Below are 14,251 nucleotides of genomic sequence, written 5' to 3'. Positions count from 1 at the left end.
TCTCCTCACCATTCATCAGGCTTGCCTTCAAACTGGCCATAGACCCCCCGGCCGATGGCGTCAACAGCGGGCGCTCGCGTCTAAAAGACGAGCCGCACCATCTTTTCAAACGCCGCGGCATGATCCAGTTTGCCCGCGTTCGATTCTGGAATGAGGAGGCGGAAATGTCGTCAAGCGATCTGTTCGTGTCGGCCGAAGGTGCCCAATGGGTCAATCCGGAGCCGGGCGTCACCAGGCGCATCATGACCTATCTGCCCGAGATGATGATGGTGGAAGTGGCGTTCGAAAGCGGCGCCGTCGGTGCAGCCCATTCGCATCCGCACATCCAGGCAAGCTATGTCGCCGAAGGCAGCTTCGAGGTGACGATCGATGGCCGCACTGAACTGCTGCGGCAGGGTGGCAGCTTCATCGTGCCGCCCAATCTCGTCCATGGCGTCAAGGCACTGGAAAAGGGCCGGCTGATCGATACCTTCACGCCGCACCGGGCAGAGTTTCTCAAGTAATCACGTTTCGGATTCTGGTTGGCGCGGGGCGTTGGCGACAAAAGGCGGCACGAAGCGCGCATCTTCGCCGCGCACTGCCTCTCGCAGAAAGTCGATAACGGCCCGCACACGCGGCGCCTGTTTCAGGTCGCGATGGCAGGTAATCCAGTAATGGCGCTTGAGGTCGATTTCCTCGGGCAGCACGCGCACGAGTTCGGGATAACGGCTGGCGAAGAAATAGGGCAGGATGCATAGGCCGAGGCCGTTTCGGGTGGCGGTTAGCTGCGCGAAAATGCTGGAGCTCTGGAACTGCGGTTTGATGCGCGGATGCACATCGCTGAGATAATCCAGCCCCGGCGCAAAAATCATTTCCTCGATATAGCTAACGAAGGGATGCTGAAGCAGATCTTCGCGGCTGGTGATATCAGGCGCCTTTGCCAGATAGTCGCGCGAGCCGTAGATCTGCAGGTGATAGTCGGTCAGCTTTTCAGCGTAATAAGGCCCGCCTTTCGGCTCGTCGAGCACAACGGAAAGATCGGCCTCCTTGCGCGACAGCGACATGATCTGCTGGATTGTCACCAGCTCGAGCGAAAGATGCGGATGCTGGGCGGCAAAGCGCGGCAGCACGGTGGCGAAGAAGAAATTGGCAAAGCCCTCGGGCGCGCTGAGGCGCACCAGGCCGCGCTGCGCCATCGAGCCATCGGCAAGGTCGGCGCGCAGCCGCTCGGTCTCCTGCTCCATCCGCTCGGCCGTCTCGATGAAACGCGTGCCCATGGCAGTCAGCACGTAACCACGCGGATTGCGCTCAAACAGCTTGACCTTGAGGGTAAATTCCAGCCGGTCGATACGTCGCGAAACGGTGGCATGGCTGGAGCGCAACTGCCGGGCCGCCGTCGAGAGCTGTCCGGTACGGGCGACCGCTAGAAAAAACTGAAGATCATCCCAAGTAAACTGCGGTGGATTGGTCATCGCCGTCCCTATCTGTGCAAAAACGAACAGATACTGTTTGGAATTAGTTGTAAACCACCCGTTGCTTCAATGCGGAATTTCCGTGATCGTAGGCCAAGGCTCGGCCGCTCTGAGGAGTGCGGCTGGCCAAATCTGAACAGACCCGCAATCTGGCTCATCTCTGGGAGGAGAGAATATGCGTAAGAATCTCGTTGCATCAGTTGCATTTCTGCTTGCGAGCAGCACAGCGGTGCTCGCGCAGAGCGCGACCGATGGCAAGGTCAAGATCGGCATCCTGAACGATCAATCGGGCGTCTATGCCGACTTCGGCGGCAAGTCTTCCGTCGAGGCGGCCAAGATGGCGGTCGAGGATTTCGGCGGCAAGGTGCTCGGCGTTCCGGTCGAGATCGTCGATGCCGACCACCAGAACAAGCCGGATATCGCCTCCAACATCGCCCGCCAATGGTATGACACCGAGCAGGTGGATGCGATCATGGAACTGACGACCTCGTCCGTAGCGCTCGCCGTGCAGGCGATCGCCAAGGAGAAGAAGAAGATCGATATCGTCACCGGTGCTGCGACGACGGATCTCACCGGCAAGGCCTGCTCGCCCTACGGCTTCCACTGGGCGTATGACACCCACGCGCTCGCTGTCGGCACCGGCGGTGCGCTCGTCAAGCAGGGCGGCGACAGCTGGTTCTTCCTGACCGCCGACTACGCCTTCGGTTACTCGCTGGAGCAGCAGACCAGTGAATATGTCAAGGCGAGTGGCGGTACGGTCGTCGGTGCCGTCCGCCATCCGCTGTCGACCCAGGACTTCTCCTCCTTCCTGCTGCAGGCGCAATCATCCGGCGCCAAGGTGATCGGCCTTGCCAATGCCGGCCTCGATACCTCGAACGCCATCAAGCAGGCAGCCGAATTCGGCATTACCCAAGGTGGCCAGCATCTGGCGGCGCTGCTCTTCACGCTGGCCGAAGTCCATGGGCTCGGTCTCGAAGCGGCTCAAGGCCTGACGTTGACCGAGGGCTACTATTGGAACCGCGACGACGAAAGCCGCGCCTTCGCCAAGAAGTTCTTTGACCGCACCGGCAAGATGCCGAATATGATCCATACCGGCACCTATTCCGCGGTGACGCAATATCTGAAGGCGGTGCAGAAAGCCGGCACCGACGAGACAGAAGCCGTCGCCAAGCAGTTGCATGAGATGCCTGTTGACGACGTCTTCGGCCGCGGCGGCACGGTCGGCGCCAACGGCCGCATGATCCATGACATGTATCTGCTGCAGGTCAAGAAGCCGGCCGACAGCAAGGAGCCGTGGGATTACTTCAACGTTCTCGCGACCATTCCCGGCAAGGACGCCTATATCGATCCCGCCAAGAGCGGCTGCGATCTGGTGAAGTAAGCACGATGGCGGTTTCCGCGATTGAAACTCAGGAAAAGCCGCGGGTGGTATTGTCCGCCCGCGGCCTGCGCCGCGATTTCGGCGGCTTCACCGCCGTCAAGAATGTCGATCTCGACGTGCACGACGCAAGCGTGCATGCGCTGATCGGCCCGAACGGCGCCGGCAAGACCACGGTCTTCAACCTGCTAACGAAGTTCCTGCAGCCGACGGCTGGCACCATCACCCTGTTGGACACCGATATCACCGACACGCCGCCCGACAGGGTGGCGCGCATGGGGCTGGTGCGCTCCTTCCAGATTTCGGCGGTCTTCCCGCACCTTTCCGTCCTCGACAATGTGCGTGTGGCGCTGCAGCGGCCGAACCATCTGTCGACGCAATTCTGGCGGCCGCTGTCGGCACTCGACCGGCTGAACGAACGCGCCGAACAGCTGCTTGCGAGCGTCGGCCTTTCCAAGGAGCGCGACCATTTCGCCGCCGATCTTTCCTATGGCCGCAAGCGCGTGCTGGAGATCGCCACGACGCTGGCGCTCGACCCGAAAGTGCTGCTACTCGACGAGCCGATGGCCGGCATGGGGTATGAGGATGTCGGCGTCGTCTCGGCGATCATCCGCGATGTCGCCCGCGATCGGGCGGTGCTGATGGTGGAGCACAATCTCTCCGTCGTCGCCAATATCTGCCAGCACGTCACCGTGCTTCAGCGCGGTGAAATCCTTGCCGAGGGCGACTATGCCACGGTCAGTCAGGATGAGCGCGTGCGCGAGGCTTACATGGGCACGGAGGAGCACTGATGGCCGCTCTCCTCGAAGTTCAGGGCCTCAACGCCTGGTACGGCGAAAGCCATATATTGCACGGCGTCGACATGCTTGTCGGCGAGGGCGAGACGATCACCATTCTCGGTCGCAACGGCGTCGGCAAGACGACGACGCTGCGCACCATCACCGGCATCGTGCGAACCCGCAAGGGAAGGATCAGCTTTGCCGGCAGCGACATGATGCATGTGCCGCTGCACAAGACGGCGCATCGCGGCATGGGCTTCGTGCCGGAGGAGCGCGGTATCTTTTCGACGCTCACCGTTTCGGAAAATCTGCTGCTGCCGCCGGTCGTTGCCAGCGGTGGCATGACGCTCGAGGAGATCTACGAGCTCTTCCCCAATCTCTACGAGCGCCGCGGCAGCCCGGGCACCAAACTATCAGGCGGCGAGCAGCAGATGCTGGCGATCGCGCGTATCCTGCGCACCGGCGTGCGGCTGCTGATCCTCGACGAACCGACGGAAGGGCTTGCTCCCGTCATCGTCCAGCGCATCGGCGAGGTGCTGAAGAAACTCAAGGAGCGCGGCATGACGATCCTGCTGGTCGAGCAGAACTTCCGCTTCGCCAGCCGTATTGCCGATCGCTTCTATCTGATGGATCATGGGCAGATGGTGTCGGAATTCCCGGTCGGCGAACTGCCGCAGCGTATGGATACGCTGCACAAGGTTCTGGGAGTGTGACCAGATGACGATGATCTTCGGCATTCCCCTGCAGGCGCTGCTCGGCCAGCTTCTGATCGGCCTGATCAACGGCTCCTTCTATGCGCTGCTCAGCCTCGGCCTCGCGATCATTTTCGGCCTTCTAAGGGTGATCAACTTCGCCCATGGCGCCCAATATATGCTCGGCGCCTTCGTCGCCTATCTGTTTTTGACCTATGCTGGCATCGGCTACTGGCCGTCGCTGATCCTGGCGCCCGTCATCGTCGGACTTGCCGGCGCGATCATCGAGCGGCTGTTCCTGCGCCGGCTCTACGATCTCGATCCGCTCTACGGCCTGCTCTTCACCTTCGGGCTGGCGCTCGCCGTCGAGGGCACCTTCCGCTATCTCTACGGCTCGTCCGGCCAGCCCTACGCGACGCCCCCAGCCCTTGCAGGCGGCGCCAATCTCGGCTTCATGTTCCTGCCGATCTATCGCGGCTGGGTGGTCGTCGTCTCGCTCGTCGTCTGCCTCGGAACATGGCTGCTGATCGAGAAGACCAAACTCGGGGCCTATCTTCGCGCCGCCACCGAAAACTCGGTCCTGGTGCAGGTCTTCGGCGTCAACGTGCCGGTGCTGCTCACGCTCACTTACGCGCTTGGCGCCGGGCTTGCGGCCTTTGCCGGCGTGCTGGCCGCACCGATTTATCAGGTCTCGCCGCTGATGGGCTCGAACATGATCATCGTCGTTTTCGCCGTGGTCGTCGTCGGCGGCATGGGATCGATCATGGGCGCGATCATCACCGGTTACGTGCTCGGCATCGCCGAGGGACTGACCAAGGTTTTCTATCCCGAGGCTTCCAACATCGTGATCTTCGTCATCATGGCGATCGTGCTTCTCATCAGGCCCGCGGGCCTTTTCGGCCGGGATGCTTGACATGGCTGACATCACCGAAACCATCCGAACTGAAAAAAGCCGAACCGCTCTGTCGGTCCAGGCCGGCTTCCTTCTCGTGGGGCTGCTGCTTCTGCTGCTCGCCCCGTTCTTCTTCTATCCGATCTTCCTGATGAAGCTGCTGTGCTTCGCGCTGTTTGCCTGCGCGTTCAACCTGCTGCTCGGCTATACCGGCCTGCTTTCCTTCGGCCATGCCACCTTCTTCGGCGGGGCGGCCTATTTTACCGCCTATACGGTAAAGTCATGGGGGCTGCCGCCGGAGCTCGGCATTCTGATTGGCGTGGCGGGCGCTGCGTTCCTCGGCCTCGTCATGGGTTTCTTCGCCATCCGCCGCCAGGGCATCTATTTCGCGATGATCACGCTGGCACTGTCGCAGATGTTCTTCTTCTTCTGCCTGCAGGCGAAGTTCACTGAGGGCGAAGACGGCATCCAGTCGGTGCCGCGCGGCCATCTCTTCGGCGTCATCGATCTCAACAGCTCGACCAACATGTATTATTTCGTGCTCGCCGTGTTCATTATCGGCGTGCTGATTATCTGGCGTTTCATCAATTCGCCCTTCGGCATGATCCTGAAATCGATCCGCGAAAACGAGCAAAGGGCGATCTCGCTCGGCTATTCGGTTGCGCGCTACAAGCTCGGCGCTTTCGTCATGTCGGCGGCGCTGGCCGGGCTGGCGGGCGCGGTGAAATCGATCGTCTTCCAGTTCGCGACGCTCACCGACGTCGCCTGGCAGATGTCGGGCGAGGTGATCCTGATGACACTGCTCGGCGGTATCGGCACGTTGATCGGCCCGCTTTTCGGTGCTGGGTTGGTGGTGGCGCTGGAAAACTACCTCGCCACCTCGGAATTCCCGGTGACGATCATCACCGGCGTCGTCTTCATGGTCTGCGTGCTGATCTTCCGCCGCGGCATTATCGGCGAATTCTACGCTTCGCGACTGGGGCGGAAGCTGGGCTTCGTCTATCGCCGCTGACCTCTCCTCTCCCGCAGCGCGGGCAGAGGCAGGCGTCAAGCATCTGGAGTTTCGTGAGGGGCATGGACCGCTACGACTACATCATCATCGGGGCAGGCAGTGCCGGTTGCGTGCTCGCCAACCGGCTATCCGCCGATGGCAGGAGCCGCGTGCTGTTGCTGGAAGCGGGCGGCAGCGATAACTACCATTGGATCCACATCCCGGTCGGCTATCTCTATTGCATCAACAATCCACGCACCGACTGGTGCTTCACCACCGCGCCGGAAGCCGGGCTGAACGGCCGGGCGCTGAGCTATCCCCGCGGAAAAGTGCTCGGCGGCTGCTCTTCGATCAATGGCATGATCTATATGCGCGGGCAGGCGCGCGATTACGATCTCTGGCGGCAGATGGGCTGCACCGGCTGGGGATGGGACGATGTTCTGCCCTTCTTCCGCAAGTCAGAGGATTTTTACCGCGGCGAAGACGAGATGCATGGGGCCGGCGGCGAATGGCGCATCGAGAAGGCGCGTGTGCGCTGGGCCGTGCTGGACGCTTTCCAGCAGGCGGCGAGGGAAGCCGGCATTCCGGAGACAGAGGATTTCAACCGCGGCAACAACGAAGGCTCCGGCTATTTCGACGTCAACCAGCGCTCCGGCATTCGCTGGAACACGTCGAAGGCCTTCCTGCGCCCGGCGATGCGGCGCGCCAACCTGACGGTGCTGACCAAGGCGCAGGTCCGGCGGCTGCTGGTGGAGGAGGGGGCCGTCGTCGGCGTCGAATTCCAGCATCAGGGCGCTGCGAAGCGCACCTATGCGGCGAAAGAAACGGTGCTTTCGGCCGGTTCCATCGGTTCGCCGCATATTCTCGAGCTATCGGGCATTGGCAGGGGCGAAGTTCTGCGGCAGGCGGGTGTCGATGTGGTCACCGAGGTAAAGGCGGTCGGCGAGAACCTGCAGGATCATTTGCAACTGCGCCTGGCTTATAAGGTGACCGGGGTTCCGACGCTGAACGAGAAGGCGACGAAGCTGATCGGCAAGGCGGCGATCGGGCTCGAATATCTCGTCCGCCGCTCCGGCCCGATGGCGATGGCGCCGAGCCAGCTCGGCATCTTCACCCGGTCAGGCCCGGACCGGGAAACGCCGGATCTGCAATATCATGTGCAGCCGGTGTCGCTGGAGAAGTTCGGCGATCCGGTCCATCCTTTCCCGGCGATCACTGCCAGCGTCTGCAATCTGAGGCCCGAAAGCCGCGGTTCGGTGCACCTGTCGAGCCCGGATTTCGCCGCCCAGCCGACCATCAGCCCGAAGTACCTCTCGACGCAGCGCGACCGTGACATAGCTGTCCGTTCAATACGGTTGACGCGCAGGATCGTGGCGCAGCCGTCCTTCGCCCGTTTTAGGCCGGAAGAATTCAAGCCCGGGCCGAACTACCAGACGGAGGCCGATCTGGAGCGGGCGGCGGGCGATATCGGCACGACGATCTTTCATCCGGTTGGTACCTGCCGTATGGGGGCCGACCGGGACAGCGTCGTCGATCCCAGGCTGAAACTAAGGGCGCTCGGCAAGCTCAGGATCGCCGACGCCTCGGTGATGCCGTCGATCACCTCGGGCAACACCAATTCGCCGACCATCATGATCGCCGAAAAGGCGGCGGCGATGATCCTCGAAGACAATCGATAGGAGAAGACCATGGCAAAGATTGCATTCATCGGCCTCGGCAATATGGGCGGCCCGATGGCGGCCAATCTCGTCAAGGCAGGCCACGAGGTCCTTGGCTTCGATCTCGCTGCTTCGGTGCTGAAGGCGGCCGAGGCAAGCGGCGTCAAGCCGGCAAGCCATGCCAGCCAAGCGGTCAAGGACGCGGAGATCATCATCACGATGCTGCCGCAGGGCCGGCATGTGCTGACGGCTTGGACCGATATCCTGCAGACCGCTGCGCAGGGCACGCTGGTCATCGATTGCTCCACAATCGATGTGGAAAGCAGCCGCAAGGCGCATGAAATGGCCAAGGCCGCAGGCTGCCTGTCGCTCGACGCGCCCGTCTCCGGCGGTACGGGTGGGGCGAGCGCGGGCACGCTGACGTTCATGGCGGGCGGCTCGGACGAAGCCTTCGCGCGGGCGAAGCCGATCCTCGAGGCGATGGGGAAGAGGATCGTCCATTGCGGCGAGGCCGGCGCTGGCCAGGCGGCGAAGATCTGCAACAATATGATCCTCGGCATCTCGATGGTCGGCGTCTGCGAGGCTTTCGTGCTGGCCGAAAAACTCGGCCTCTCGCATCAGGCTCTGTTCGACGTCGCCTCGACCTCATCAGGCCAGTGCTGGTCGATCAATACCTATTGCCCGGTGCCCGGGCCGGTGCCGACCTCGCCCGCCAACAACGGCTACAAGCCGGGTTTCGCCGCGGCGCTGATGCTAAAGGATCTCAAGCTCTCGCAGGAGGCGGCGCTGGCAAGCGGCGCCTCGACGCCTCTGGGCGCGGAGGCAGCGCAGCTTTATTCGCTCTTCGAAAAGCAGGGTAACGGCGGTCGGGATTTCTCCGCCATCATCGAGATGTTCCGCGAAAAGGTGTGAGGCGGCGGCCTATAAGAGATAGCTGACCGGCTCGTTTCGCACCGGATGCGCGAAGACGCCCATTCCGACGCCGAAAATCGAATGCAGCTTCTCGGCCTGCATGATCTCGCCGGGCGTGCCTTCGGCCGTGATCCGGCCGCGGTTCAGTGCGACGATCGCGTCGCAGTAGCGGGCGGCGAGATTGATATCGTGCAACACGATGATGACGGTCAGCCCGCGTTCATGGCTGAGTTGCTGTACCAGGGAGAGGACGCTGGCCTGATGGGCGAGGTCGAGCGCCGATGTCGGTTCATCGAGCATCAGGCAGCGGGCATCCTGGGCGAGCATCATGGCAATCCAGGCGCGCTGGCGCTCGCCGCCGGACGTGTCGGCAACGAGGCGATTGGCAAAATCCTGAAGCTCGGTGCGGGCGATTGCCTCCTCCACCTTGCTGTGATCCGTCGCGGTGAAGCGGCCGAGCGTGCCATGCCAGGGAAAACGGCCAAGCGCCACCAGTTCCCGCACAGACATCCCGTCGGTCGCCGGCGTGAATTGCGGCATATAGGCCACGTGCCGGGCAAATTCCCGCGCCCCCCAGTCAGCCGCCGCCCTGCCGCCGAAGGTAATGGTGCCGGATTGCGGCCCGGTCTGGCGGGCGATGATCTTCAAAAGCGTGCTCTTGCCGGACCCGTTCGGCCCCACCAGCCCGTAGATGCGGCCTGCTTCAAGGGTCAGGTCGATGCCGCAGAGGATTGGCTTCGGGCCGATGGCATAGGTGATTCCCGACAGGGCAAGGAAAGACGACGGCATGGTCTGCTCCGGGTTCGGCGCTGCAGGTTGGGGAGTGCCTCTGACATGCATCGGCCTCCCATCCACACCCGGTTCCTGCAAAACTAAACCTGGATTGTCAACTTACCTTTTCTCTGGAGAAGGTGAGACCGCGGGGAATTGCCGCGGCCGCGGGTATAATCAACGTTCATCATGTCTTCGATACCGAAAAACTTAGCCTGGCATCGCCGAAAAGGATGTCGATCTCGCCGGGTTCGGCCAGTTCGATCGCGCCGCTCAACGTGCCCGTTGTGATCAGCGCGCCTGCCTTAAGTGATGTTTGCGGACGCAAGCCGTCATTGGCGTAGTCGACGAGCCAAGTGAGAACGTCGCCCTTCGGATGCTGGGCAGGGCCGTCATAGATGGTGCGCCCGGCATGCGTGACCTTGAGCGGGGTGCCGCCGGCGGTATCAACAAGGCTGTTGTCGAGCCTCGGGCCGAGCACATAGCCGCTGTTGCCGAGGCGGTCGGCGGCAAACAGCAGGAAGGAAACGCTGCCGCTTTCCCTGACGGCGCTGATCAGCAGTTCGGCGCCGAGATGGACGGCGGAGATCGCCTCGACCACGTCGGCGCGGCTGTACGGCTTGCCCGCGCGGATCGGCAGGTCCTTGCCGAGGCGCACGGCGATCTCGGTTTCGAATTTCAGCCCTGGATACCAGGGGATTTCAGCACCTGAGACGGCTTCGGCATAGGGATGCAGCGGACCGCTGACGGCCTGGCCTTGCGGCGAAACCGTCACCTTCCATGCATTGCTGGAAATGCCGTCGGCCGCGGCGAGAAAATGCTGCGCTTCCATCGCCTGTTGGAGGTCGGCAGGCGACAGAAAGGCGCTGGTCGCCTCCTGTCTGCCGGCCCGCCGCAGACTGTAAAGCCTGGCTGCTAGGGCGCGCGGATCGAATGCTTCTGTCATGCTGTCTCCCGGACCTGAGTTTCGAGGCGTCACACTAACCGCAAGCCGGTGAGGAACAAGGGGGCGTTGCAGGAAAAGCTCCTATTCCATTTCCGCGAACCAGCGATCGCGATAGACCTTCAACCCGGCAATTTCGGACGGCGGAACATGTGTCTCGGCACCGGAGACTGGCCTGATGCCAGTCAGAAGTGCAGCCCCCTGGCTGGTGCCGGTGGAGCCTGGATGGGCGACAACAACACGGCCGGTGAGGGCGGCGAGCAGCTTAAGATAGGGTTCGTTCAGGGCAAAAGGCCCTTCGACGACAACAGGGCCCTTGGCGCCGATCAGCCCGAGGCAGGCATCGGTCATCAGCGCCAGATAAAGACAGGCAGCGGCATGACGCGCCTCGCGGCCTGCTCCCTCCGCGCCGATCCACCGGCTTGCCTTTCCGGGAAAGGGTCCGGAGCCGGGGGCGACGTTGGGCAACAGCATCATGCCCTTGCCGATCACCGCACCGATCGCAGCCCAGGCGGCCTCGTCATCCACCGGACCGATCTCGGCCGAAAGAATTTCGAATTCCCGCCCGCCCATGAAACGCGAGGAGGGAACGGCGCGGCCATAGGCGTCGACGTTGGCAAGCGCATCGCGGCTCGGATCAAGATGGTCGAGCTCGCCGCCGACGCCGAAATTGATCACCCACGTGCCAGTGGAGACGACGGCGAAGGGCGCTTCGCGATGAACCAGATGCGGCAGCAGCGAGGCGTTGGAATCGTGGATGCCGCAATAGACCGGCACCGGCGCTGAAAGCCCGAGCGCGGCGGCAATCTCGGGCAGGACCGGGCCGAGCGCATCGAAGGCGGAACGGATCGGCGCCATCAGATCGCGGATGCCGAGCCGGTCGACGAGCGAGGAATAGCTTGATGTTTTCGGGTTCCAGAGGTCGGTGTGGCAGCCGAGCGACGTCAGTTCATTGGCGGCGACTCCGGTCAGTCGCGCCGTCCAGTATTGCGCATAGGTGAGGATGGTTGCGACCTCGGCGAAGTCTTCCGGAAAGGCGCTCTTCTGGTAGTGCAGCTGCGCGCCGACATTGAGGCCCATCGCCAGGCGCGGCGAGAAGGTTTCGGCGAAGGAGGGACGCAAAGCGGTATAGGAATCGCGGATCGCCTCAGGATATTCGTGTTCGTAATCGATCACAGGCATGGCGAGCGCGCCATTGCGGTCGAGCAGCGCGGCTGCGGCGCCATGGGTGGTGATCGAAATGGCATCGAAGCCGGGTTCCCGCGCCAGGCTCTTCAGCGCGTCGAGGGCGAAGGACCAGAGCGCCTCTATATCGTAATGCGGGTAGGGACCTTTCTTGATCGCAATGTTCGGCCGCTTCAGGACGGCAATTTCGGCACCGGTCGCGCTGTCGAGCACGACGACTTTGGCATTGGTCTTGCCGATGTCGAGGACGGCGATGCGGCGGTAGGAGCTGGCGGTCATGGCATATGGAAGAGGGTGACGAGGTCGCTTTGAACGGGCGAATTATCCGGATTGGTCGCCATGATATCGGCCATATGAGCCCACCATTTCTTCATGACAGGATGGTCCGGCAAGCTCGCCATCGTGTGATCGGTTGGCCGCGTGAGAACGCCGAACAGCGTATTGGTCTCGCGGTCGAGATGGATGGAATAGTCGCTGGCGCCCGACTGATGCAGGAGATCGACCAGTTCCGGCCAGATCTCGTCATGCCGCTTGCGGTATTCGGCTTCCATTCCGGGATTGAGCTGCATCTTGAAGGCGTGTTTTTCCAGGGTCATCGGGAGCTCATGAGCTTGATGCGGCGGGCGAGGATCGGGATGGCGATGGTGATGATCAGAAGCAGGCCGATGAAAATCGACATGACGATGCCGGGCACGTTCAAGAGGCCGAGGCCGAAGGTGACGAGGCCCATTACGAAGGCGGCGATGACGACGCCGCCGATCGTGCCGGAGCCGCCGAGGATCGAGATGCCGCCGAGAACGACCATGGTGACGACTTCGAGTTCCCAGCCCTGGGCGATCGACGGCCGGGTCGAGCCGAGGCGCGAGGTCAGGCAAACGGCAGCAATGCCGCTCATGATGCCGGTCAGCAGGAAGAGAATGAATTTGACGCGTTCGACCGGAATGCCGGAGAAGCGGGCGGCGAAATCGTTGTTGCCGATCGCATAGACCTGCCGGCCGAAATTCGTCGCGTGCAGCAGGATGGCGAAGAGAATCGCCAGCACGATGAACAGCACGAATTCGAACGAGAACACCCAGACGACATAACCCTGGCCGAAATAGGCGAAGTCGGCCGGATACTTGCCATAGGCCTGGTCGCCGAGCACGATATAGGAAATGCCGCGGAACAGGCTCATCGTGCCGATGGTGACGACGATCGACGGCAGCTTCAGCACCGAAACGAGCACGCCGTTGAAGATGCCGCAGGCAAGGCCGGTGCCGATGCCGATCAGCACCAGGCCCGGCGTGCCGATGCCGGCCTGTGCTGCCGCGCCCATCGCCGTCGAGGCGAGCGCGATGATCGCGGCCACCGAGAGGTCGATCTCGCCTGAGATGACGAGCAGCGCCATGGCGAAGGCGATCATTGCCTTTTCGGTGAAGTTGAAGGTGGCGTCCGACAGGTTCCAGGCATCGAGGAAATAGGGCGAGGCCAGGGAATTGAAGATGAAGATCAGGACGGCGACGCCAAAGAGCAGCACTTCCCAGCTTGCGACGATGCGGCGGAAGGGCGTGCCGAGGCGGTCGGGGATGACGCGCTTTTCGTAGGTGGATGCGGTGCTCATGCTGCGGCCTCCGTTCTGATTTCGGCTGCGGCGCGGTCGCGCAGGATGATGCGGCCCCGGTTGCGCTCACGCCGGGCGTTGAAGGCGACGGCGAGAATGATGACGGTGCCGGAGATCGCCATCTGCGTGAAGGGCGAAATGCCGATGACCGGCAGGGCGTTCTTGATGACGCCGAGGAAGAGTGCGCCGAGCACCGTGCCGGCGACCGAGCCGACGCCGCCAGCAATCGAAATGCCGCCGATGACGCAGGCCGCGACGCTGTCGAGTTCGAAGCCGTTGGCGATATCGACATAGGCGACCGCGTAACGCGACACCCAGAGATAGCTGGAGAGGCCGGCAAGCGCGCCCGACAACACGAAGGCAAGGAACTTCGTCCGGCCGGTATCGATGCCGGCATAAACGGCCGCTGTTGGATTGCCGCCGGTCGCATAGGCAGCGCGGCCGAATTGGCTGTAGCGCAGCAGCATATACATCAGCGCGACGATGACGATCGCAACCCAGCTCAGCACCGGCAGGCCGAGGATCGGCGTGCGGGGAACGGCGAGGAAGGTCGGCGTCATCTGGTGTGCGTTCACCCAGGCGCCGCCCGACAGCACGAAGGCCATGCCGCGATAGATGGTGAGGGTGCCGAGGGTGACGACGATCGGCGGGATTTCGAGGCGCCAGACGAGGAAGCCGTTGATAGTGCCGAGGGCCGCGCCGATCACCACCGCCGCAAGGATCAGCACGATCAGCGGCAGGCCCGGAAAGGCCGCGTTCATCATCGCGATTGCCATGCCGGTGAAGGCGAGATTGGCGGCAACCGAGAGATCGATCGATTTCGTCAGGATGACCGTCATCTGGGCAAGCGCCAGGATGATGAGGATCGCGGTGTCGTTGAAGATGCCGGCGAGATTGTCCGGTGTGGCGAAATCGGCGGCCCGCGTCGAGAAGGCGGCAATCATTACCACGATGATGGCAAAGAGCAGGTTTTCGCGTTTTTTGATCAGTTTGGCCATG

At 62.5% G+C, this 14,251-nt stretch carries 15 protein-coding genes; 8 read left to right on the top strand and 7 right to left on the bottom strand.

Translation table 11 applies throughout. The annotated features are described in order from the left end of the window. Positions 1-164 precede the first annotated feature (164 nt). Complete coding sequence (locus tag AC13QO_RS06695; RefSeq protein WP_097600895.1) at positions 165-503, top strand: cupin domain-containing protein; 339 nt, start codon at positions 165-167, stop codon at positions 501-503. Here AC13QO_RS06695 and AC13QO_RS06690 read toward each other — a convergent pair whose 3' ends face one another. Continuing rightward, positions 504-1,451 carry a LysR family transcriptional regulator gene (locus tag AC13QO_RS06690; protein ID WP_097600826.1) on the bottom strand — a complete coding sequence of 316 codons (948 nt, stop codon included), beginning with the start codon at positions 1,449-1,451 and terminating at the stop codon, positions 504-506. A 175-nt stretch (positions 1,452-1,626) separates the two neighbouring features. Here AC13QO_RS06690 and AC13QO_RS06685 point away from each other — a divergent pair, with 175 nt between their 5' ends. The 7 genes from AC13QO_RS06685 to mmsB all read left to right on the top strand — a co-directional run bounded on the left by AC13QO_RS06685 (position 1,627) and on the right by mmsB (position 8,753). Then, positions 1,627-2,832, top strand: a complete 1,206-nt coding sequence (locus AC13QO_RS06685; protein ID WP_085781074.1) for an ABC transporter substrate-binding protein — start codon at positions 1,627-1,629, stop codon at positions 2,830-2,832. A 5-nt stretch (positions 2,833-2,837) separates the two neighbouring features. Beyond that, entirely contained in the window at positions 2,838-3,620 is a 783-nt protein-coding gene (locus tag AC13QO_RS06680) for an ABC transporter ATP-binding protein (protein ID WP_221156434.1), read from the top strand. Continuing rightward, positions 3,620-4,321 (top strand): ABC transporter ATP-binding protein, encoded by a 702-nt coding sequence (locus AC13QO_RS06675; RefSeq protein WP_488540237.1) that lies wholly within the window; start codon positions 3,620-3,622, stop codon positions 4,319-4,321. Before AC13QO_RS06680 ends, AC13QO_RS06675 begins: the two co-directional genes overlap by 1 nt. A 4-nt stretch (positions 4,322-4,325) precedes the next feature. After that, entirely contained in the window at positions 4,326-5,213 is an 888-nt protein-coding gene (locus AC13QO_RS06670) for a branched-chain amino acid ABC transporter permease (RefSeq protein WP_488540236.1), read from the top strand. Between the two features lies 1 nt (position 5,214). Next, complete coding sequence (locus tag AC13QO_RS06665; protein WP_085781078.1) at positions 5,215-6,204, top strand: branched-chain amino acid ABC transporter permease; 990 nt, start codon at positions 5,215-5,217, stop codon at positions 6,202-6,204. A 62-nt stretch (positions 6,205-6,266) separates the two neighbouring features. Then, a complete protein-coding gene (locus AC13QO_RS06660) occupies positions 6,267-7,862 on the top strand; it encodes a GMC family oxidoreductase (RefSeq protein ID WP_488540235.1) in 1,596 nt (531 codons plus the stop codon). Positions 7,863-7,871: 9 nt separating this feature from the next. Beyond that, complete coding sequence (mmsB, locus tag AC13QO_RS06655) at positions 7,872-8,753, top strand: 3-hydroxyisobutyrate dehydrogenase (RefSeq protein ID WP_183701216.1); 882 nt, start codon at positions 7,872-7,874, stop codon at positions 8,751-8,753. A gap of 9 nt (positions 8,754-8,762) precedes the next feature. On the opposite strand, the gene AC13QO_RS06650 is transcribed toward mmsB, so the two are convergent. The 6 genes from AC13QO_RS06650 to AC13QO_RS06625 all read right to left on the bottom strand — a co-directional run bounded on the left by AC13QO_RS06650 (position 8,763) and on the right by AC13QO_RS06625 (position 14,250). Beyond that, a complete protein-coding gene (locus AC13QO_RS06650; protein WP_488540234.1) occupies positions 8,763-9,542 on the bottom strand; it encodes an ABC transporter ATP-binding protein in 780 nt (259 codons plus the stop codon). A 169-nt stretch (positions 9,543-9,711) separates the two neighbouring features. Next, entirely contained in the window at positions 9,712-10,470 is a 759-nt protein-coding gene (locus AC13QO_RS06645; protein ID WP_285195218.1) for a fumarylacetoacetate hydrolase family protein, read from the bottom strand. 81 nt (positions 10,471-10,551) lie between these two features. Beyond that, entirely contained in the window at positions 10,552-11,931 is a 1,380-nt protein-coding gene (locus AC13QO_RS06640; protein WP_488540233.1) for an FGGY-family carbohydrate kinase, read from the bottom strand. Beyond that, positions 11,928-12,248 (bottom strand): L-rhamnose mutarotase, encoded by a 321-nt coding sequence (rhaM, locus tag AC13QO_RS06635; RefSeq protein ID WP_097600811.1) that lies wholly within the window; start codon positions 12,246-12,248, stop codon positions 11,928-11,930. The genes AC13QO_RS06640 and rhaM overlap by 4 nt, the downstream gene beginning before the upstream one ends. Beyond that, positions 12,245-13,252: an ABC transporter permease gene (locus tag AC13QO_RS06630; protein ID WP_488540232.1), complete on the bottom strand. Its 1,008-nt coding sequence runs from the start codon at positions 13,250-13,252 to the stop codon at positions 12,245-12,247. The genes rhaM and AC13QO_RS06630 overlap by 4 nt, the downstream gene beginning before the upstream one ends. Further along, positions 13,249-14,250 carry an ABC transporter permease gene (locus tag AC13QO_RS06625; RefSeq protein WP_488540231.1) on the bottom strand — a complete coding sequence of 334 codons (1,002 nt, stop codon included), beginning with the start codon at positions 14,248-14,250 and terminating at the stop codon, positions 13,249-13,251. The genes AC13QO_RS06630 and AC13QO_RS06625 overlap by 4 nt, the downstream gene beginning before the upstream one ends. Position 14,251: the final 1 nt, after the last annotated feature.

It is taken from the genome of Rhizobium sp. CNPSo 3670, from assembly GCF_057784555.1.
This window is presented reverse-complemented; position numbering and strand designations above follow the sequence as displayed.